The sequence below is a fragment of the Grimontia sp. AD028 genome (assembly GCF_000973155.1).
Taxonomy (GTDB): Bacteria; Pseudomonadota; Gammaproteobacteria; order Enterobacterales; family Vibrionaceae; genus Enterovibrio; species Enterovibrio indicus.
On the sequence record NZ_LASY01000163.1, the window covers coordinates 1 to 21,278 of the forward strand.

16 protein-coding genes are annotated in these 21,278 nt (G+C 47.7%); 7 read left to right on the forward strand and 9 right to left on the reverse strand.

What is annotated here, in order from left to right; all coding sequences use genetic code 11:
- Window positions 1-152: 152 nt before the first annotated feature.
- Window positions 153-1,565 carry an aspartate aminotransferase family protein gene (locus RN22_RS23450; protein ID WP_046308280.1) on the forward strand — a complete coding sequence of 471 codons (1,413 nt, stop codon included), beginning with the start codon at window positions 153-155 and terminating at the stop codon, window positions 1,563-1,565.
- Between the two features lie 47 nt (window positions 1,566-1,612).
- Here the strand turns inward: RN22_RS23450 and RN22_RS23455 are convergent, their stop codons facing one another.
- Genes RN22_RS23455 through RN22_RS23465 form a run of 3 tightly spaced genes read right to left on the reverse strand, consistent with a single transcriptional unit; the run spans window position 1,613 to window position 6,833 of the window.
- On the reverse strand, window positions 1,613-4,696 hold the full coding sequence (locus tag RN22_RS23455; RefSeq protein WP_046308281.1) for an efflux RND transporter permease subunit: 3,084 nt from the start codon (window positions 4,694-4,696) through the stop codon (window positions 1,613-1,615).
- Complete coding sequence (locus RN22_RS23460; protein ID WP_046308283.1) at window positions 4,693-5,757, reverse strand: efflux RND transporter periplasmic adaptor subunit; 1,065 nt, start codon at window positions 5,755-5,757, stop codon at window positions 4,693-4,695. Before RN22_RS23460 ends, RN22_RS23455 begins: the two co-directional genes overlap by 4 nt.
- Entirely contained in the window at window positions 5,757-6,833 is a 1,077-nt protein-coding gene (locus RN22_RS23465; RefSeq protein WP_046308285.1) for an efflux RND transporter periplasmic adaptor subunit, read from the reverse strand. Before RN22_RS23465 ends, RN22_RS23460 begins: the two co-directional genes overlap by 1 nt.
- Window positions 6,834-6,989: 156 nt before the next feature.
- Here RN22_RS23465 and RN22_RS23470 point away from each other — a divergent pair, with 156 nt between their 5' ends.
- On the forward strand, window positions 6,990-7,700 hold the full coding sequence (locus RN22_RS23470; RefSeq protein ID WP_046308286.1) for a TetR/AcrR family transcriptional regulator: 711 nt from the start codon (window positions 6,990-6,992) through the stop codon (window positions 7,698-7,700).
- A gap of 312 nt (window positions 7,701-8,012) precedes the next feature.
- A complete protein-coding gene (locus RN22_RS25515; RefSeq protein ID WP_052737590.1) occupies window positions 8,013-12,452 on the forward strand; it encodes a DUF4114 domain-containing protein in 4,440 nt (1,479 codons plus the stop codon).
- Between the two features lie 283 nt (window positions 12,453-12,735).
- Here the strand turns inward: RN22_RS25515 and RN22_RS23480 are convergent, their stop codons facing one another.
- A complete protein-coding gene (locus tag RN22_RS23480) occupies window positions 12,736-14,823 on the reverse strand; it encodes an EAL domain-containing protein (RefSeq protein WP_052737591.1) in 2,088 nt (695 codons plus the stop codon).
- Between the two features lie 407 nt (window positions 14,824-15,230).
- Here RN22_RS23480 and RN22_RS23485 point away from each other — a divergent pair, with 407 nt between their 5' ends.
- A complete protein-coding gene (locus tag RN22_RS23485; protein WP_046308287.1) occupies window positions 15,231-15,839 on the forward strand; it encodes a YitT family protein in 609 nt (202 codons plus the stop codon).
- A gap of 64 nt (window positions 15,840-15,903) precedes the next feature.
- On the opposite strand, the gene RN22_RS23490 is transcribed toward RN22_RS23485, so the two are convergent.
- Window positions 15,904-16,773, reverse strand: a complete 870-nt coding sequence (locus RN22_RS23490; RefSeq protein ID WP_002535718.1) for a GyrI-like domain-containing protein — start codon at window positions 16,771-16,773, stop codon at window positions 15,904-15,906.
- A 126-nt stretch (window positions 16,774-16,899) separates the two neighbouring features.
- Here RN22_RS23490 and RN22_RS23495 point away from each other — a divergent pair, with 126 nt between their 5' ends.
- Window positions 16,900-18,054: a PLP-dependent aminotransferase family protein gene (locus tag RN22_RS23495; protein WP_046308289.1), complete on the forward strand. Its 1,155-nt coding sequence runs from the start codon at window positions 16,900-16,902 to the stop codon at window positions 18,052-18,054.
- 74 nt (window positions 18,055-18,128) lie between these two features.
- Here RN22_RS23495 and RN22_RS23500 read toward each other — a convergent pair whose 3' ends face one another.
- Window positions 18,129-18,341: a hypothetical protein gene (locus tag RN22_RS23500; RefSeq protein WP_046308291.1), complete on the reverse strand. Its 213-nt coding sequence runs from the start codon at window positions 18,339-18,341 to the stop codon at window positions 18,129-18,131.
- A gap of 457 nt (window positions 18,342-18,798) precedes the next feature.
- Here RN22_RS23500 and RN22_RS23505 point away from each other — a divergent pair, with 457 nt between their 5' ends.
- Both RN22_RS23505 and RN22_RS23510 read left to right on the forward strand, forming a co-directional pair.
- Window positions 18,799-19,056, forward strand: a complete 258-nt coding sequence (locus RN22_RS23505) for a hypothetical protein (protein ID WP_046308293.1) — start codon at window positions 18,799-18,801, stop codon at window positions 19,054-19,056.
- Between the two features lie 2 nt (window positions 19,057-19,058).
- A complete protein-coding gene (locus RN22_RS23510) occupies window positions 19,059-20,114 on the forward strand; it encodes a zonular occludens toxin domain-containing protein (RefSeq protein ID WP_046308295.1) in 1,056 nt (351 codons plus the stop codon).
- Between the two features lie 75 nt (window positions 20,115-20,189).
- On the opposite strand, the gene ykgO is transcribed toward RN22_RS23510, so the two are convergent.
- The 3 genes from ykgO to RN22_RS23525 all read right to left on the reverse strand — a co-directional run bounded on the left by ykgO (window position 20,190) and on the right by RN22_RS23525 (window position 21,205).
- Complete coding sequence (ykgO, locus tag RN22_RS23515; RefSeq protein ID WP_002542461.1) at window positions 20,190-20,333, reverse strand: type B 50S ribosomal protein L36; 144 nt, start codon at window positions 20,331-20,333, stop codon at window positions 20,190-20,192.
- Window positions 20,334-20,336: 3 nt separating this feature from the next.
- The gene (locus tag RN22_RS23520; RefSeq protein WP_002542462.1) at window positions 20,337-20,597 is read right to left on the reverse strand and encodes a type B 50S ribosomal protein L31; all 261 of its coding nucleotides are present in this window, start codon (window positions 20,595-20,597) and stop codon (window positions 20,337-20,339) included.
- Window positions 20,598-20,788: 191 nt separating this feature from the next.
- On the reverse strand, window positions 20,789-21,205 hold the full coding sequence (locus RN22_RS23525; RefSeq protein WP_046308297.1) for a DUF4156 domain-containing protein: 417 nt from the start codon (window positions 21,203-21,205) through the stop codon (window positions 20,789-20,791).
- Between the last annotated feature and the right edge of the window lie 73 nt (window positions 21,206-21,278).

Genomic DNA, 21,278 nt, shown 5'->3' on the forward strand with positions numbered 1-21,278 from the left:
CCTTCGGGCAGCGTTTGTGGGGGATTTCTGCGGCGTTATCGGCTTCTCATGTAGACGAGCTACACATCGAAGCCTCTGCCTTGCATAAATTCCCCACAAACTGCTGCAAAAATCATCACCAAAGGTCAACAGCCCCTTGAAGGAACTTCACTATGAACAATAAAATTGATACCAAAGCGCTGCTTGAGATTGACCGTCAGAACGTCTTTCATGCGTCGACGCACCTCAAACAATATGCGCACGGCGAAATGGACGGCCGAATTATCACTAATGCCAAAGGCATTCGTATTCAGGATTCTGAAGGCGTTGAACTGATTGATGGGTTTGCTGGCCTGTATTGCGTCAACATTGGTTATGGACGCGAGGAAATGGCCGAGGCGATTTATGAGCAGGCTAAAAAGCTCGCCTACTATCACACCTATGTCGGTCACACTAACGAAGCCTTGATTACCCTTTCTGAACGCATTCTGAAAATGGCAGGCCAAGGCATGAGCAAGGTGTATTACGGCATGTCTGGTAGCGATGCGAACGAAACTCAGCTCAAACTGGTGTGGTACTACAACAACGCACGTGGGTTGCCAGAGAAGAAGAAAATCATCTCCCGTGACCGTGGTTATCATGGTTCGAGTATCGCGTCAGGTTCGTTGACTGGTCTTCCTCTTTTCCATGCGCATTTTGATCTTCCGCTCGAGCGTATCAAACACACCCTCGCGCCCTATTACTATCGCCGCGAAGACGATGGAATGACAGAGCGCGAATTCTCGAAACATTGCGCTGACGAGCTTGAAAAAATGATCCTCGCTGAAGGCCCAGAGACAGTGGCAGCGATGATCGGTGAGCCCGTGTTAGGAACGGGTGGTATTGTTCCACCGCCGGAAGGCTACTGGCAGGAAATCCGCAAAGTGCTGGATAAGTACGACATTCTGCTAATTTCGGACGAAGTGGTATGTGGCTTTGGTCGTCTGGGCGCAGATTTCGGTTCGATCATGTACGACATGAAACCGGATTTAATCACCGTCGCTAAAGGCCTGACATCCGCTTATCAACCGCTTTCTGGTGTGATGGTTGGTGAGCGTGTGTGGAAAGTGCTGGAAGATGGCACTGACCAATGGGGCGCGATTGGCCATGGTTACACCTATTCCGGCCATCCACTCGGCGCAGCGTCGGCACTGTGTAATCTCGATATTATCGAGCGCGAGAACCTGACCGCCAATGCACGGGATACGGGTGCGTACTTCCAGCAGCAAATGCAGGCAACATTTGCTAACCATCCACTGGTGGGTGACAGCCGCGGAATTGGCTTGCTGCATGCGCTGGAATTTTCCAGCAACAAATACAAACGCGAGCACTTTGACCCTAACCTCAAAGTCGGTCCACAAATCGCGGCGGCCTGCATGGAGCAAGGGTTGATTGCACGGGCAATGCCACATGGCGATATTCTGGGATTCGCGCCACCTTTGGTAGTTGATCGTGGAGACATTGACGAAATCGTTGCCCGAGCCAAGAAAGCCATTGATAAAGTCACCAACAATTTGGTGAATAATGGCAGTTGGAAAGCCGCATAAACGAAAAAAGCCCCTTTCGGGGCTTTTTCTATATTACTTGCTAACCATTAAACCGCAGGAGCGAGTTCCGCCTCTTTCACTTTCTTCGGCGGCTTAATGCCGAACAGGATAGAGAACATCACGGGAACCACAATCAGCGTCAGAATGGTTGCGAAGCCAAGACCTGCCATGATGGTGATCGCCATCGAGCCAAAGAAGGCATCAAACATCAATGGGATCAAACCCAGAATGGTTGTCAGCGCCGCCATGCTTACTGGACGAACACGGCTTACCGCACTATCTACAATCGCCTGATAGGGCTCTTTGCCCGAGTCCAGCTCGAGGTTAATTTGGTCAAGCAGTACGATACCGTTTTTCAGGATCATTCCGCTCAGGCTCAATAAGCCAAGGAACGCGGTAAAGCTAAACGGCATGTTCCAAAGTAACAAACCAAACGCCACGCCGATGATCGACAGCGGCACCGTAAACCAGATAACCAACGGCTTTTTCAGTGAATTGAACAACAGCATGGTGATGACAAACATCAGCAAGTAGCCCATCGGCAAGGAACCAAATAGCGAATCCTGCGCATCCTTAGATGACTCGTACTCACCACCCCAGCTAATCTCATATCCTGCTGGCAATTCCAGATCCATCACCTGCGGTTGGATACGGCTCAACAGTGCTGCCGGCGTGTCCTCACTCAGAATGTCATGGTCTGCCAATACCGTCAGTGTGCGTTTACGGTCACGACGCTTGATCAGTGGCTCTTCCCAGGTCAGCTCAACACCATCAATGATCTGATCGATTGGCACATAAGCTTGCAGAGACGGACTCCAAATCGTCGCGTTCTGAATAGATTCGAAATCGACACGCTCATTCTCTGGTAGACGGCCAACAATCGGCAGAATGTCTGTACCATCGCGAAGCTGACCAATCGCCGCACCACCAAATGTCATTTGAAGGGTGTTCGACAAATCTTCTTTCGAGATACCCAAACGGCGTGCCTTGGACTCATTAAACACGGGCACCAACTCTTTGGTGCGCTCACGCCAGTCATGGCGAATGTTTCTCGCGCCCGGATCGGTATGAAGAATGTCTTCCACCTGTACTGCGATTTCACGCAATACCTGCGGATCTGCACCCGTGATACGGGCTTCTATTTTGGAAGCTGGAGACGGTCCAAACTCAATCAATTTGAACTGGAATGTTGGTGTATCAAATTCCCGTGGAAGCTCTGCGTTGAGTTGGCGCAATACCACGAACATGTTTTCCCGGTCTGTCGCACGGATTTGGATCTGTGCATAGGCTTCATAGCTTTGTTCTGGCTGATAGGTCAGCGCAAAACGCTGCAAACCCTGACCCACAGAAGACGACACAAAATCAATGTGATCTTGTTTGCGAACGTAATCTTCAACTTTCTTGGTTTCTTCAATCGTTTTGCGAATATCTGTGCCTTCCGGCATCCAAAGATCGACGTAGAACATCGGCGTGTTTGACGGCGGGAAGAACTGCTGTTTTACCATGCCGAACGCCATCACCGCTGCCACCAACAAGGCGATCATGCCAGCCACTGTCAGCCAGCGAAATCGCATCGCCAGCTTCAGCGACCAGCCAAACAGGGTGAACAACCAACCTTTATACGGGTCAACATCTTCGCTTGCTGCGTCTTCTTCTTTGAGCAACAGATTAGCGAGGAAAGGCGTGATCGTCAGCGCCGTTACCCAGCTCAGGAACAATGAATAACACAGTACCCAGAACAGCGAGCCCATGAACTCACCGGTCGCGTCTTCCGAAAGACCAATCGGTGCAAAAGCCGTAATCGCAATCACAGTTGCACCAAGCAGAGGCCATTGGGTCTGCTTAACAATATCTGCCGCTGCCTGAACACGGGTGCGCCCTTTCTTCAGACCAACCAATATGCCTTCGACCACCACAATGGCGTTATCCACCAGCATGCCGAGAGCAATGATCAACGCGCCCAGTGAGATTCGGTGAAGTTCAATTTCGTTGTAATCCATCAGGATGAAGGTACCAAACACAGTCAACAGCAGCACAAGGCCGATGATGATCCCGCTTCTCATCCCCATGGCGAACAGCAGCACGATGATAACAATCGCCACCGCCTGCCCCAGACTCACCACAAAGTCCTGAACCGAGGCATCAACTTCTGCCGCTTGGTTATAGAAGTGGTTCAATTCGATACCAACGGGTTTGAGCGACTCCAGACGTTCAAGTTCTGCATCGAGTCTTTGCCCTACTTCCACCACGTTCACACCAGAGGCAAATGAAATACCGATGTTGATCGCCGGCTTACCGTTGAAGCTGATGACATTGCCCGGCTTTTCCTGAATGTCACGCGACACTGTCGCCACATCTTTCAGGCGAATCAAATTGCCTGTATCACGGCCGTGAATAATCAGGTTTTCCAGCGCTTCTACTGAGGTCAAAGTACCACTTGGTCGAATCACCAGACTTTCACCGTTCACCATGACTTCACCGGAAGAGACGACATTGTTCTGGCGATTGAGTAGCGACGAAACTGTGGTCATATCCAGATCAAGCGCTGCCAGTCGGTCGAGAGAAATCTCAACAAACAGCATTTCTTGCTGGTCACCCGCGATAGACACCTTGCCCACACCTTCGACCAGTTCCAGGTCTCGGGCCAAGTAATCAGCATAGCGCTTTAGCTCTACATAATCGTACCCATCGCCGGTGAGCATCAGCATCACGCCGAACACATCACCAAAGTCATCGATGATAGAGAGTGAATTCACGCCGCTAGGAAGAGAGGGTTGAAGATCGTTAATCTTGCGGCGCATTTCATCCCAAATTTGGGGGAGTTCATCCGGGCCGTAATCCATCTTCATCGACACCATCAACTGCGACATACCGCTTGAGGATGTGGACGTGATTTTGTCGATGTAAGGCAAACGACGGATTTCTTTCTCCAACGGATACGTCAGTTCTTCTTCGACCTCTTTTGGTGTCGCACCCGGATAAGTTGCGACTATCATGGCATCTTTAATCGTAAACGCAGGGTCTTCAAGTCGTCCCAAATCAAGGAAAGAGAACACACCACCAACCGCGAGGATGACGATGAAAAGCCAGCTGATGACTTTATTTTTTATTGAATATTCAGCGATGTTCATCCGTTACTTTTCTCCGTCGCCTCTACCTTTTTACCCTCACGCAGTTTGCGCAGGTTTGAGTTCACCAGAATGTCTCCCTCAGAAATGCCAGACGCGACAATGGCGCCATCACCTGTCACTTCTGAAACGGCCACCTCAATGCGATTGACCTGATCGTCTTTGAGTTTCCACACATAGAAACGACCCTTCTCATCACCCGCTTGAAGTACCGTCATCGGCACTTTGTAGCCATCAACAGCCAAGATACCGGCCTGCACCATATCTACAGATACAGTTGCAGTCGTACCCGGTAGAATTTCAGGTGAAACCTGCGCCATGGAAAGCCACATTTCGTAGCTACCCGTTTGTTCGTTCGGTTCGCTGGTGTGTTCGAGATAACGCATTTGATAATCACCATCGATGCCAGAGAAGGTCACTTGCGGTGTGTAAGGAATGCGCTCACCGGTTGGGTTGATCATCGATAGCAGATTGTCAGAAAGCTCAATCTGCACATAGACCTTGTCGTCCTGATACAGGTTTACCACTGGCTCACCTGCCTGAACTCGCTCAAAGCGCTCTTTAGGCACATCAGAAACCGCGCCTGTGAATGGCGCTTTGAGTTCAGTGTATTTCAACTGATTTTGCGCTAAAGCAAACTGGGCTCGGGCTAATTGCGCATTGGCTTGAAGCTCATCCAGTTCCGCTTCTGAAATCATTTCGTTTGAACGTAAACCACGTCCACGCTCAAGCTGTCGGGAAGCCAGGGTGTATCGCGCTTTCGCATCGTTGTAAGTTTGACGGACGGCGTTGTCGTCGAGACGTGCAATCAACTGACCCGCTTCTACATGGTCGCCGGCTTTAACATAAACTTCGCGAAGTTCACCTGTGCTTCGAAACGCGATAGGCGTTTTTTCCGCAGGCACTACTTCCCCTTTAAAGGTGCGGAATTGGTTCTTCACGGGAGCATCAACCTGTACGGTCGACACATATAGAGGTGACGCCGTCACGTTCTGTTCTTCAGTCTGACAGCCAGTCAGCATTAACGCGCCAATCACTGCGGCAGTGAGTGCTTTTACTTTCATCAAATCCCTTCCTCACGTTCCCATGCTTTCACTTCCTGACCTTCATGAAGTGTTTCTACACCGGCGACAACCACCAGATCTTTTTCATCCAGACCAGAGAGAATCTTGCCTTGTGGCGTCAGAGAAACTGCCGCTTTTGCGACGCGATGGGTAGATGGGTCCATCACCCAAACTGTCCCTTCACTGTCATTGCGACTGACCCACGCAGTGTCAGGCAAAGAGAGTTGTAAACCTGCTTCTGTACGCGCGATGTGTACCTGCCCTGTCATACCACTCAATAAGTTACGGTGTTCAGGGCGAACGACAGTCATGGTCGCTTGATAGGTATTGGTATCGGTATTTGGCTGGGTCGAGATTTCTTTGAATACGCCCGGGATTTTTAGGTTGGATTCGCTATCCAGAGAAAGCCACATGGTTTGGGCTGACAGGTTGGCAATCCCCATTCTCTCCACAAAGCTGACTGGCATAGTGAAAGACACATCCAGCTTCGCATTGTCGATAATGTTCAGGATTTGCTGTTTCGCGGCGACCACTTGATTCGGTTTGACGAAGGTGTAGGAAACCACACCATCAAACGGCGCTACCAGCTGGGTATACCCCAGCTCAGTTCTAGCTTGCTCATAACGGGCGCGTTCCGCTTTGTAGTTGGTTTCTGCCTGCTCATACACATCTGTACTCACTAGCTTCTTGGCGTAGAGGCGCTGAGAGCGCTCCCATTGAGTACGCGCCAGTGAATAGCTGGCTTTCGCTGAATCCAGGGATAAAGCCAGATCACTGTCATCCAGTGTCGCAAGCACATCGCCTTTGGCAACGCGCTGTCCCATTCGCACATTCAGTTGCTGGACTTCACCACCCACCTGAAAAGAAAGCTGTGCACGGTTTGTCGCATCAATTTCAGCCAGGAAGTTATCCGAACTGGAGAGCACATAATCTTCCACTGCCAAAAGCTTTACAGGCTTCACTGGCATAGGTTCCGGCGTTTCAGAGACAGCTTCATTGCATCCTGACAACAATCCCACCATGACAAACAGGGCAAGGACATTTCCGAGGGTGCGTTTCATTCGTTGATATCGCACAACACTCACTCCATAGGTTTATATTACACACCTGTGCAGTATAAGACTGAATACGAACAGATCAATATATTTTCCACGTGTATAATAAAAATATTGGAGTCCTTTTCTGGGATCTGGTAAATATGCACAGTGTTTTAGGGGAAACTGCAGACAGATATGCAAGAACGAAAGCAAGGCCGTCGTAGTGCGGAAGCAGCAGAACAGACGAAATGCGACATTCTCCATGCAGCAGCAGACATGTTTGCCGAGCAGGGTTTTGAGCGCGTATCACTTAGAAATATCAGCGAAAAAGCAGGTGTTTCACACAGTCTGATCCGCCACCACTTCGGTAGCAAAGAGCAGATCTGGCAAGCAGTAAGTGACGGTATGGATGACTTCATGCAACGTTACATTACCGCCATCATCAACTATCTTCCCGAGTCATACACCAGCGCCCAACGCGTCTATCACTTTCTGTCTTACATGAGTGCTTTTACGCTGGTTCACCCTCGCCCAATCCAGTTTATTGCTGACGCTGTCCGACAGGATGATGATGCTTTACTGCGTTACTTCCTTCGCTCCAAAGATGAGTTTTCTGCCGCTTTCTCTTCGCTGTTTGATGAGTACAACCGCGACAATCCAGAAAAGCCTGTCGATATGTGGGAAATGAAATGGCAGATGCTGCAAACCGTTCATGCCGCTACCAGTCTGCGCCCGATGATGGCAGAAACTTGGCCTGATTGCGGTGATGACCAAGACAAGCTGCTTCTTAAGCATTGGTCACTTTATAACCGCATTATCGCCATGCAGTTAGCCATTCCTGCTGATGAAATGATCCGCGTAGAGTCGTTACATTCTCTGATTTTTGACGTACCCTGCCACGTCTAGAAATACGGTCACCACCCATCGGTGACCGGGAAATAAACCGTCAAGCATGTCTAGATATTTTTGATATCTTTTCAAAGAGTTATAAAGCATGTCCTCTTCAAAATCAGCCTAGTCTTAACTCATACTTTGCGCCCAATTCCAGCCTATCATTAGGTCCAATTTTCTCTCATTTTTAAGTCCAACCATATTCCAGTGTTTGCCCTGATGTTAAAAAGCACTCGATTGACTGAGGTTGGGCAACAACAAGCAAAAAAATACGAACTTGTGCCCGACTGACATTGGATGATTTGACCTCATTAAGGAGAGGCTTCAATGGCTGATATTATTGGCACAACAGGACAAGATTTTATTTCAGGTACGAACGAAGCGGATCGTATTACTGGCTATGCCGGTAACGATATTCTTTTAGGACAAGGTGGCGATGATGTGATTTACGGTGACGGTGAAGTCACTGATAGCTCACAGCAAAGCGAAGGCAGCGATATTACCTTCGCTGACAACGATGGCCTCTATGACATCAGTGACGCCACGCAAGTCACACTCAACCTTTCAGATTTCACTCACAGCACAGGCTACAACACGAGCATCGGTTACTACATTACCGACGCGGAAGGTAATGTCATTAAGTCTGTTGTTATCGCACCAAACGTGAAAGATCTTGAATCGCTTGAAGTTAACATTGACACCCTCGGCGGCGCGAATCTCGGCACATTCATTATCGTCGATGGCAGCTCAAAAGGTTTTGAAGCCGGTGATGTTGATTTCAATTTTGACGGCAGCAAGCCAGTCGTTTCACAAACAACAGCCACGGGCACTGTTTCCACTGACTGGGTTTACTTTTCACAGCAAGATGTGAATCAGGACAGTAAAGATCACAAAGCCATTGTCGGCAATCGTGAATCTTGGGAAGACTTGTATAACCTCGGCGATAACGACAAAAACGACACAGCATACAACCTATCCCTCACCAAAACTGTCGCAACAGATGGTCGTATTACGACTACTGATGGCACCTATGACGTATCTGGTCAAGCAAGCGTCACTCTGGATTTCAGCGACTTTTCTCACAGCACGGGTTTCCACAGCAGTATCGGTTACATGTTGCAGGATGCGGACGGCAATATCATTGGTTCTTACGTTGCCATTTCGAATGTAAAGCAAATGCATGAGCACGACTTGGGTGAGAGCCTGAAACTCGACATCGATACGGAAGGTGCGGTTTCGCTGAGTACTTTCCTTATTGTTGACGGCGCAAGCAAAGGCTTTGACATCGGTGCTGTTGATATCGACCTCTCGGGCAGCGTCCCAACCGTGTCGCAAGGTAAACATCAAACAGACTGGATTTACTTCTCCAACCAATCGCTGAACAAAGATGGTCATGACCACATGCTGGAAGGCGGTAACCGTTTTTACTGGGAAGACCTCAACAATCTCGGTGACCACGATTTTGGAGACACGGTTTACAACCTGGATGTCTTTGAAAACACCACACCTCCTGAGTTTGTGGATAAATCCTCTGGCTTGTATGACATTGCCGGTGAAACTGAAATTACCCTGAACTTCTCTGAGTTCACTCACAGCACAGGCTTCCACAATAGCGTGGGTTACTACATCCTTGATGAAGACGGGAATGTGGTTAAAGCCGTTGTTGTTGCGCCGGACGTTAAAAACGTTGAGTCACTGATTGTTGATGTGGAAACCGAAGGCGGCGTAGAGCTGGGGACTTTCCTGATCGTTGACGGTCACAAAAAAGGCTTTGAAGCAGGCACTGTAGACCTGAGTTTTGATGGTGACAAACCCGTCGTGACGCAAACCACTGAGACCGGCACTGTCCATGCTGATTCTAACTGGCTGTATTTCTCTGACAGCAGTGAAAACGCAGACGGTAAAGAGCACAAGGCGATTGTCGGCAACCGTGAAGCATGGGAAGACTGGCACAATCTGGGCGATGATGACAAGAACGACACCGCCTACACGCTGGATATTCAGAAAGGCTCACAAACACCATCCGTTCAAAGCCCTGATAGTACTAACAACACCTCATACAGCTACGACGATTTGATTTCTGGCGGTGATGGTAATGACACCATCTACGGTGGATTGGGCAACGACACCATTTACGGCGGCACTGGCGAAGACCGTATTTTTGGTGACAATCAAGGCGGAAAAGAAGTGCAAGCCGTTGAGCCTGCACCAGCAACCCGTTTGAAGGGAGATGAAGGTAGCTATGATGTCTCTGGTTCAAGCAGTGTCACGCTTGATTTCAGTGACTTTTCACATGGCACCGGATACCAAAACAGTATTGGTTATATGCTGAAAGACGCTGATGGAAACGTCATCAATGCTTATGTTGCCATCGCTAACGTTAAGCACATTGGCGACAGCTATGTACTGGATATCGATACCGAAGGCGCGGCATCACTGAGCACTTTCATCATCGTTGATGGTGCATGGAAAGGCTTCGACATTGGTGAAGTATCTATCGAAATCTCCGACGCCGCAGTCCCTTCTGTCGCTCAAGGTAATGTTCACACGGACTGGATTTACTTCTCAGACGAATCGCTGAACAAAGATGGAAAAGACCATCAGGCTGAGGGCGGTAACCGCTTCTACTGGGAAGACCTGAACAACCTGGGCGATCATGATTTTGATGACACAGTTTACAACCTAAACGTGTTCGATAACTCATCAGCACCGGAGTTTGCTGACACGCCAGACGGCATGTACGACATCAGTGGCGAATCAACTGTTACCCTGAACTTCTCAGAGTTTACTCACAGCACTGGCTACAAGAGCAGTATTGGTTATTACATCCGCGATGAAGACGGCAACGTCATCAAAGCGGTTATCGTTGCGCCAAATGTCAAAGACGTGGATTCACTGATTGTCGATGCAGACACTGAAGGCGGTGTTGAACTCGGCACTTTCATCATCGTCGATGGCCACCACAAAGGCTTTGAAGCTGGTGAAGTGAACTTCGACCTTGATGCTTACAAGCCCATCGTTTCCCAAACCACGGAAACTGGCACAGTGAAAACTGACTGGGTCTATTTCTCTGAAACAGAGGAAAACGCAGACGGTAAAGATCACAAAGTCAATGTGGGTAACCAGGAAGCCTGGGAAGACTTGTGGAACCTTGGCGACAAAGACATGAACGACACCGCGTACACGCTGGATGTCGTGAAAGGTTCAGATTCGAACGGCCTAAATGTCGGTGTTTCTTCAGTCACCTACAACGACAATATCTACGGCGGTGCAGACAATGACACCATTCAAGGTGGTCTCGGTGATGATGTTATCCGCGGCGAAAGCGGTGATGACCTGATTTACGGTGACACAGGCATTCAAAGCGATGACCTACACACCACTGTATTGCAGAAAACGCGTATCACCACCGAAAACGGCTCGTATAACATTGCTAACCAAGACACCGTTGAGCTCGATTTCAGCGATTTCAGCCATGGCACAGGCTACCAGAGCAGCGTGGGCTACATGCTGCATGGCGCAGATGGCAACGTGATCGGAGCCTATGTGGTCATCGCAAACGTTAAGCAAATGCACGAGAAAGATCATGGTGAAAACCGCGTGATTCAAATTGAGACAGAAGGCGCAGCAAGTCTGAGCACCTTCCTGATCGTTGATGGTGCTTGGAAAGGTTTTGATATGGGTGAAGTTGCCCTGAACCTTTCTGATATTTCCAATCCGGTCATTTCTCAAGGTACCGTGCACACTAACTGGGTGTACTTCTCGGAAGCTTCCCTGAATCAGGATGGTAAGGACCATCATCTGGAAGGCGGCAACCGCTTCTACTGGGAAGATTTGAAAAACCTTGGTGATCATGACTTTGACGATACCGTCTACAACCTCAACGTTTCGACCGTTGAAACCGTCAAGATCGACGTTGATCCTTCTCTGGCAAGTGGTAACGATGCCATCGACGGTGGTGACGGCGACGACACCATCTACGGCGAAGGCGGTGATGACATCATTTTCGGTGGCGCAGGTAACGACGTGCTGTTTGGCGGCGCGGGGGACGATTTCATTTACGGCGGTGACGGCGACGATATCCTCCAAGGTGGCCTTGGCAGTGACAGCCTTTATGGCGGCGCGGGTAACGACTACCTTCAGGCGGGTTACGAAGATGACTTCGCACTGGATGGTGGCACAGGCATGGATATCTATGTGGGCAGTGAAGGTAATGACACCCTTTACTTCGACCAGGAAGACTTCTCTGACCTGAATTTCCTGAAAGAGAATGGCAACATCTACATCGGTGACCGTGGCTTCGACAAATTGATTGTGGAAGGCGACGCCAATGTTGATTTCACTGGTGTGACGTACGGTTTGACCTCTGGCCTTAAGCCGATTGCACAGGTAGAAGCTGTGGTGGGCGATGAAGGCAATCAAACTGTCACCGCCAATGCTTTCGCCATTCAGGCACAGTCAGACCCATTCCAGTCAGCGTCTTTAGTTAACCCTGGTGATTGGAATGGCTTCGTTGCTTACCTTGGTGAAGGTGATGATGCGTTCAATCTGGATGCGAAAGGCTGGGTTTACGACTCTGCTTCCGCACCAACAGCGGAACTGTCTGCCGAGATGATTAACTTTATGGGACTCACCGACGCCCAAGCTGGCGAACTGGATGCGTACGTCTTTGAGAGCTCGTCTGGCTCCACGATCACCATCTGGACGGACGCTGAAGACGTGGCATTAAACGGCAATGACTTGTTAGGATTTGGTTCACTGTCTTAAGTCAACGAGTTAACCAAACAAACCCGGCCAATGGCCGGGTTTTCTTTTTCTAAAACAGTAAAGTATTAGTTCAGAAAGCCTATACCGTCCTCTCACACTTTTCGCCCAGAACTGTTTGATATACCGTTCAATTTCCGCCGATATTTCCCCTAACGCCTATACCAGTATTGTCTCGGGGTTTAAAATAAGCCCTTCGATATTGACTGGGCTGTTTCTTCAATACGATGGCCTTCTAGCCCAAATCAATGTCTTCTATCCTGCCCCTCAAAAGGGGCAATTTTTTTCAAGCTAGTCTGCGATTTGATGAAAACTCGAGAAAGTCATTCGCTGCCAGTGAACGCGAAAAGTACCAACCTTGAACCTTAATATCGTGTTTTCGGGCGACGTAGCTATACTGCTCTTCGGTTTCCACACCTTCCACAATGATTTTCATGCCAAGCTCGTTGGCAATGGCGATTAATCCATTAAAGACTTTTTGGCCTCTGTCATTTCCCAAAGCGAGAACAAAGCTCCGGTCAATTTTCAGCGCATCGATATCAAAGCGGTTGAGGTAACTCAACGAACTGTATCCAGTGCCAAAGTCATCGATATGTACGGATGCCCCCACTTTATGCAGCCGACGAATGGACTCTCCCACCATTTTTTCATTGCCTAACAAGGCGTCTTCTGTAATTTCAAAGTGGATTAAGCCAGGCACACTGCTTATCCGGTTCACTATCCTGTCTATCCGGCTTTTGTTGGCTAACGTATCCGCTGTGATGTTCACGCTAATCGGTATTTCCAGCCCCTGTCCCATCCAGATATGACATTGATCGACACATTTATCCACAACCCACATGTCGATATCACTCAGCATCTTGGCCTTTTCAAAGAACGGGAGAAACTCTCCGGGCAGCTCGACGTTGCCATCCTCATCTTTGACCCGGATAAGCGCTTCTACACCCACTACCCTGCGGGTTTCGCAGCTGATTTGAGGCTGAAACTCCAAAAAGAATTCGCGGTGAGAGAAAGATTCCATGTGCAGTTGTGTGACTTCAATCTCTCTGAGACGAAGCAAAGATTCTCTCACCGGGTCAAAAGAAAGGACATAGGCCTCTTCTTCCTTACGGGTATACGTCGTATCAAGAGAAGGCAGATAGACATTCTGTTTGCTCGCCTCTTTCTCCTGCATTTTTAAAAACGGCAGATAGACAAAGATATTCATCACCACAATGGCGATTTGGAAAGCCACTGCCGCTAAATCTCCGCCTGTTGCAATGTACGCGTTGATCACGACCGGACTGGTGAGCGGCGCCAAGGTGTAAGGCACAGTGACCAAGCCAGTCTGCAACACCAGAACCGCCACCCACATGTTAATCAGAGGTGTGAGTAAGAAAGGTAAAAACAGACGGAGATTAAATATGATGGGCAAGCCAAACAACAGCAGTTCGTTGATATTGAACAGTCCAAGCGGGATGCTTGTCAGCGCGATCAGGCGCATTTTGGTGTTCTTAGAGAAGATCAGCACCGCAATGGAAAGTCCCAACGTGGACCCAGCTCCGCCAACAAAGACAAACAACGCCATGGTTGAAAGGTTCATCACGTTGGGCGCATCACCCCCTGCCATCACCGTGCTGCGGTTGACTTCCAACGCATGAACCAGAGGCTCAACAAGTGGTGTCAATGCATAGTATCCGTGGATTCCCAGGAACCAAAACACGGAATTCAAAGTGGTAAAAATCGCACCTGATTCAATGGGTTCATTTTCGAAATCTGTGTTGTGTAACGTTTGCAGCATGATTTCGACATCGAACAGGTGGTAAACCCAAGACAACCCCATCGCCACCAAGGCAACAAAGCCCGCAACAATGACACCGGGAAGCATCAAATTCATCGAGTCTTTTACAGGTTTACCGGCTATTTCGCTGTTGAGGATGCGAGTCCACCGGAAACGTTTAGTCTTTGAGAGCAGAGGCACGGCGTAGAGCGGCAAGGTTAAGCCGACGAAGAGCAACAAGGTATCCACGGCTTTGTCGTCACTGCCCATGACTTGTGCTGTCACAGCGACATACGCCATGTTCAGTATGACCACCGGCGGCCTCGCCAATCGCCAGTAAATCGCATACATCGAGCTAATCGATGCCGCAAAAAAATAGGGATACAGCTCAACAAGCATCGCGGAGAGTTGAGTCAGGTTCTCTTGCAGTGTTGGCGCATAGAACCCGAAGAAATCGAGCAGACTGGAAATGAACACCAATGTGTTGGAAAGGATCAGGCAAGGCACCAACCACAACATGCCATCGCGTAGCGCACGTAATGGGCTCCAGACGCCTTCAACGGATCGAGATATAAACTTGGTGAATAGATGTCTTGTAGCGTTATTGTTGTTCATCCAGCACACACCAACTTTTTTAGAACGAACTTGATGGAAAAAGAACCATCTCCTGGATTCCTAAAATGATTTCATGCACAACAACGTCATGTGCAACATTTTTACGAGTCCGGTGGTAAAGCTATACGACAATGCATAAAAAGAAAAATAGGCAAGACTATATATTCATAGAGACTGCCCCCCCCTCGCATAAGTGATACAAAAACTAAGCCTTGTACAAGTTTTTGTGGTTCCTATCTCGCCCAATTCTCATGGCACGTGTACAGCAAGTGTAAATCTTGCTCCACACTATCAAACGACCCAATCTACTGTTCAATCTCGACTTTCAGACCTGATTTCCGCATCTTGTGCCCTGTTTTTCGCTGCTCTTTTCTTTTTGGCGGCGACCCAAGGAAGGAATCTACATCATGGATAAGGAACATAGTCTGAGAGAAAACCTGTTGGCATTGTTGCTCGGCAGTGCGCTCGTTTCTCTTGGCGTCATCTTTTTTAATAAGGTCGGGCTACTGACTGGTGGTACAGCAGGACTCGCCATCTTCCTGACCAAAGTCAGCACTTTCAGTTTCGGGCAAATATTCTTCGTTCTGAACCTGCCGTTTTACATTCTTTCTGTCATGCGAATGGGTTGGCGATTCACTCTCAACACATTTATCGCAGTGACCATTGTTTCTGTCGCCGTCGATCATCTTCACCACGTCATTGAGATTGCGCGCATCGACCCTTTCTATGCTGCGATTCTAGGCGGTGGGTTAATTGGTATCGGTATGTTGGTGATCTTCCGACATAAGATGAGTCTGGGTGGATTCAACATTCTCGCCCTTTATTTGCAGGAACGTTTCGGTATCCGCGCTGGAAAGGTACAAATGGCGCTGGACTGCAGCATTGTGGTGATGTCGCTGTTTATTGTTGATTTCTGGTTAATCGCCTTGTCTGTCGTTGGCGCTATTTCCACCAATTTGATACTGGCAATGAACCACAAACCAGGCCGTTATCAGCCTAAACCGCAAACTGCGTAAACCAGAAAATAAAGTCAGAAAGCCGCAAAATTTGGCGGCTTTCTTGTTTCTGTTTTTTGCGCAGCTAATAGAAACTGATAGGAAGATAGAAATCGAGTTCGAACCGTTCATCTTCGTTAAGAAAATGATTCTTATGATAGTGAACATAAGCAGGTGTCGAGTTCAGTTTGAACCCAGAAGCTGGAAGCCATTGTTCCAACACCTTACTGATTTGTGGCAACAACTCTCCGTAAACGCCCGTTAGCCTAAATACCGCGTGCAATCCTCCCGGAATCACCAGCTGATTCACCACCCCACGCACTTTGATGGGCTTATCAATGGCAATGCAGGCGACATAGCGGCATTTATCCAGTTCAACCCAAGCTGGATTGGAGTGATGCAACCCAAACTGAATACTGTCATCCCGTCCTTCTGCGTTAGCCCAAGCTTTCATCACACGCCAAGCGTTCTTAATCGAGCGGTTGTAACCAACATGGCGAACATATGCAGCGAAACGCTCCGGCACTTCGACAATTTTGGGTTCCGGTAGTTGTCGGGTTGATACTCTGTGATAACCCGCCGCCACTTCAGGATCGCGTAAATAAGGCTTCTCATCCCCTTCCAGTTCATGTTTACGCCACTCTCCCGGCGCGACATGAAAAGTCGCTTTGAACGCACGGCTAAAAGAGGACACCGAATTAAAGCCACATTTATTGGCAATCTCTAGTACGGATGATCCTGCATCGAACATCAACTGATTCGCTGCATACTCCATACGCGTTCTTCGGATGTACTGATGAATAGACTCACCTACCACACTCTTAAAAATACGGTGAAAGTGTTGCTCTGAATACGCGGCCACATCAGCCAGCTCCTTTGCAGGTAAGTCTCGGCTGATATCTTTGTGAATGTAATAGAGCACATCATTGATGCGCGAAATATGCTGTTGGCTCATTAATGGAAATAGCATAAATGGACATGTTTAAGAGCATAAACAGACATACTAAAACAATCAACGAGGAGTAATATGATTCAATCCCCTTAAATGGGGCCAATAATAAAAACTCAATCAGGTGCAAACATGGAAATCGCTAAGTCTCTTCAACAGACCCCGTCTTCGTACATTCGTGAAATTCTTGCTGCGGCATCAGATAAGAATGTTATTTCACTGGCAGGTGGTTTGCCTGATGAAAAGACATTTCCCATTGATCTGATGAAGCCAACACTCGAAACCCTTTCTGACATGCCAGAAGTCTTTCAATACGGGGCCACCGCGGGTTATACGCCGCTGTTGAACTTCCTGACTGATTACTTCCAACTGCCTGATACTCATATTGCGATGGCTTGCACCGGTTCACAGCAAGGACTCGACCTGATTGCCCGTGCTTACGTGAACCCTGGCGATAAAGTCGTAATGGAAGCACCTAGCTATCTTGGCGCAATGCAGGTATTTGGACTGGTTCAGGCAGACATCGTGACCGTTCCGCAAACCGAGTTCGGCCCGGATATCGAAGCCTTGCGCACTGTTTTCTATGAACAGTCACCAAAAATGTTTTACGCGGTACCAGATTTCCACAACCCAACGGGTGTGTGTTGGTCACTGGAAACCCGTAAACAGGTTGCAGCGCTCTGCGAGCAATACAATGTTGCCCTGATTGAAGATGCCCCATACCGCGAATTGCGTTTTTCGGGCGAAGCGATTCCTCTGGTTTCTGATTTCTGTCCGCAGCACTCAATCGTGCTGCGTTCATTCTCTAAAATTGCTTCTCCTGGTTTACGCGTAGGTATTGTGAGCGGCAAACGCAGCTATCTGGAGCCTCTTATCAAAATCAAACAAGGTGCGGATCTACATTCCAGCGTCCCAATGCAGGCACTCTTGCTGGGTCTTCTGAAGCATGACAACTTTGAGTATCACATTGATACGATTCGCACGCTTTATAAGTCACGCTATGAAACCTTGTATTCAGAGTTGCTGAAAAAGCTGCCGAAAGGCTGTGAAGTAAAACAGGTAGATGGTGGTATGTTTGTGTGGGTGACGCTGCCAAACTGCGACACCTTCAAACTGGCTAAAGAACTGTTAAAAGACGGGGTAGCAGTGGTTCCAAGCCCGGTATTCTATCCGCAACCTGAAGCGGCAAAAGCGGCACTTCGCCTGAACTTCACCAACGCAACGAACGATGAACTCGCTGACGCCATTTCCAGATTAGCGACAGGCCTTGCCAAACACCTAGAGTAAACTCAAAACAAAACTGAGGCGAAGACCGATGTCTGATCCTCGCCTCAGTAAATATGTTTTATGGGCCGAATCCGTCACGCCTGATTAATGACGTTCTTGATTATACCTACCGCTTTGACCGTCGCTGCCACCGCAACTGCCGCTACACCTACATCAGATGCCGTACCCTCAACAGAATCTAAGTTAATGGAGTCTGATATTTGTCCGATATTTGCAGTTGCATCGGCGAGCACTTCAAATGGGACAAATAAAGCAGCAACACAGTACAGTACATATTTCATATTCATCGCAGTTATCCTCACAGCTTTCATGCAGAACTGCATTCTGCAAGAAATGAAAAAACTTACCTCACCTTTCTCAATTTAGTTGTCAAAATGAGAAATTCAACAAAATAAATTTTCATTAATTAATTCATATATTAAAAAGCACCGCATTTTCTCATTTTGAGAAAATGACCAGAAACTCAATCACAAAACAATATTACTAGACACTATTTTAAGAGATATAATGCGGTATAAAGGAAGGGTTCTACTTATTATTTCCAACATCAAGCGACGATTGACATCAGGATTGGGAGAATAAAAACAAACCCGCACATTGCGCCTACAAGAAAACTTATCGTATCCATGCCTAATCACCCATTTATTACTATAGTTTAATGATAGGTCATACTCAGCCTGTTCATAGTGATGCTAGTACATCGACTACCAAACGGCTTTAACGGGCTGACTTCTCGGATAAAAAATGAACGGTAACGGTAACGGTAACGATCCCGATAACACCAGTTGTAGTTCAGGCAGTAATGAAAGCTCAAGTACCTGCGACCAAGTGATTAGTCAATTAACCGAAGCAGTACTGAAACTTACTGAAATTGCTGACGATACTGGACTAACGCCTGCCGACATGGTCAACGAGGCATTCTTTCTCGGGTTTTCACTCGTCGTTTTCTGTGGCTTACTTGCCATTCCTGTTATTACCATTATTCGTGTATTGAGGGCGTAGTTATGTTGTCTTTAATATACGGTCGACCCGGTACAGGCAAGTCTTATGAGGCAGTCAAATATCACATACTTCCTAACCTAAAAAAGGGAACGCTTGTTGTTACCAACATTCCCATCCATGTTGATAGCCCGCACTTGATTTATATACAGGATGTCAATCTTTCTGATGTCATTCCAATCGTGGATGATGCAGAACGAGATGTGGTTTTTGTTATCGACGAATTTCAATTTGCTTCAAGAGAAAATGAGGAAGGATGGTTTCAGTTATTTGCTCAACACCGTAAATTCCATACGGATTTTTTCATTATTACCCAGTCACCATTGTCATTACCCGAAAAACTGAGAGATCTTATTTCTTTCTCTCACAAAACCACACACAACCCCCTATTTTTAAAAAACAAAACATATATTAAAAAGGTTTATGACGGCATCCCTAACAGGTTTAGGAGCGTCACCTTAAGTTCTCGACTGAGAATCTATGATAAACGCATCTTCTCGTTGTACGATTCTTTCTACAAAAAGAACTATATGGATAAAGGAAACGTCGTTTATGCGGATATCAACAGTAGCATGATGATATGGCCATTTATCGCGGTGGTTTTAGTAGCGACTGTTTTCATGAACTTTTCGGTTGAGAAGGACTTTAGTGTCAGTTCTTATCTCAACCATTCTAAAGAAGCTGAACCTGAAGAAGCTCCTATTTGGTTACCTGAGCCACCACAGGCCGGGGAGCCCGTCGTTGACTCTGTACCAGCAGACCCCATCAGTGTGCCAATTACCGCACAAGCGAGCGCAGTACCAAAGGAGCCCCGCACGTCAAAACCTTCAAAGAACGATGCGCTTATCAAACTTCTCTTCACGTCTTCCGTCTCGATCGGAGGCTGGCACTATGAAAAAGACAATCGCGTCTCTTACATTGATATTAATCAGTCCGGAAGCAGCATTCGCTTAAAATCCAACAACCCAGTCTTCGAAGAAGTAGACCTGCATTTCTACGAAGATTGTGTGGCAAAACTGGCATACAGCACGAAAGACAGGATCATTGCTTGCCAGGAGTAATACTCGGCATAGTAAAAGGCGGGCAGTTTCAAAAACCACCCGCCTTAATATCCTAAACTTTTAGCGGCGCTTGACTTACTTTTTCTTCTTCACCTTTCCCTGAACCGCTTTGAAGCGCGGATTGGACTTGCAAATCACATAGAGACGTCCGCGGCGTTTCACCACCTGACAATCTTTGCTTCGGTTCTTTGCACTTTTCAGCGAACTCAATACTTGCATCGTTTACTTCCCTGCCTTCAGGTTTTTGCCACCAAAGCGTTGATTGAATCGCGCCACGCGACCATCTTGCTTCGCCATTTTTTGTTTACCGGTATAGAACGGATGCGAATGCGATGAAACATCCAGCGTCACATAGGGATAGGTCTTGCCATCCAACTCCACCGTACGTTTGGTTTGCACTGTCGAACCGACAAGGATGTATTCGTTTGCGCCTGTGTCGTGGAATGCCACAGTTCTGTATTCCGGATGGATACCTGGTTTCATGATAATGCCCTCCAACTCATGATTGCTACGTTATAACATAACATTTAAATTCATCAAGTCAAATACTAATCATTATCATTTGCAAAAGGATTGGTGCGAATGTTTTCAGAGAGGTATGCGAAATCGAGGATACAAAAAAGGCCACGCTGAGTATCTGTGGCCTTTAAAAGTTCTTCTGAAGATAAACCGAATTACGGCGTTTCAGACGCTTCGACTTCGCTGTTTACTTCGATTTCAATGGCGTCTAAATCAGCCATCTTTTCCTCGATATCTACGGCATTTTCACATGCGTAGGCATTGCCGAACATGGTTACTGAAGAAGAGAAACCAAATGGCTGATACAAGTACAAGACGTTCGCGCCTTTGTCTGCCGCTTTAATACGCATTTGGTTCAAGGTTCCCCAAACCATGTCTTTGTCAGCATGCAGCCAATAATCATAAAAATGGCCTTCAGAGCCGATCACTGTGCCTTTGTGTTCGCATCCCTGAATGGCATTTACATCGTCCCAGATGACTTTAACTTGTTCAGATTGTTGAGTTGGAAACGTCACACAACCTGAAAGCAGTGTCGCTGACACCAGCGCCACACTCAGCATTACCTTTTTCATTCAGAATGAATCTCTCAAAGTTCAAGGGCGCGGAGTGTATCTCCCAGCGAGCGAAAAGCAAACAAAAAAAGCA

Coding starts and splice junctions, on each gene's coding strand:
- RN22_RS23450 (WP_046308280.1), top strand. CDS start 153: ATGAACAATAAAATTGATACCAAAGCGCTGCTTGAGATTGACCGTCAG.
- RN22_RS23470 (WP_046308286.1), top strand. CDS start 6,990: ATGCAAGAACGAAAGCAAGGCCGTCGTAGTGCGGAAGCAGCAGAACAG.
- RN22_RS23495 (WP_046308289.1), top strand. CDS start 16,900: ATGGAAATCGCTAAGTCTCTTCAACAGACCCCGTCTTCGTACATTCGT.
- RN22_RS25515 (WP_052737590.1), top strand. CDS start 8,013: ATGGCTGATATTATTGGCACAACAGGACAAGATTTTATTTCAGGTACG.
- RN22_RS23505 (WP_046308293.1), top strand. CDS start 18,799: ATGAACGGTAACGGTAACGGTAACGATCCCGATAACACCAGTTGTAGT.
- ykgO (WP_002542461.1), bottom strand. CDS start 20,333: ATGCAAGTATTGAGTTCGCTGAAAAGTGCAAAGAACCGAAGCAAAGAT.
- RN22_RS23490 (WP_002535718.1), bottom strand. CDS start 16,773: ATGAGCCAACAGCATATTTCGCGCATCAATGATGTGCTCTATTACATT.
- RN22_RS23525 (WP_046308297.1), bottom strand. CDS start 21,205: ATGAAAAAGGTAATGCTGAGTGTGGCGCTGGTGTCAGCGACACTGCTT.
- RN22_RS23480 (WP_052737591.1), bottom strand. CDS start 14,823: ATGAACAACAATAACGCTACAAGACATCTATTCACCAAGTTTATATCT.
- RN22_RS23520 (WP_002542462.1), bottom strand. CDS start 20,597: ATGAAACCAGGTATCCATCCGGAATACAGAACTGTGGCATTCCACGAC.
- RN22_RS23455 (WP_046308281.1), bottom strand. CDS start 4,696: ATGAACATCGCTGAATATTCAATAAAAAATAAAGTCATCAGCTGGCTT.
- RN22_RS23500 (WP_046308291.1), bottom strand. CDS start 18,341: ATGAATATGAAATATGTACTGTACTGTGTTGCTGCTTTATTTGTCCCA.
- RN22_RS23460 (WP_046308283.1), bottom strand. CDS start 5,757: ATGAAAGTAAAAGCACTCACTGCCGCAGTGATTGGCGCGTTAATGCTG.
- RN22_RS23485 (WP_046308287.1), top strand. CDS start 15,231: ATGGATAAGGAACATAGTCTGAGAGAAAACCTGTTGGCATTGTTGCTC.
- RN22_RS23510 (WP_046308295.1), top strand. CDS start 19,059: ATGTTGTCTTTAATATACGGTCGACCCGGTACAGGCAAGTCTTATGAG.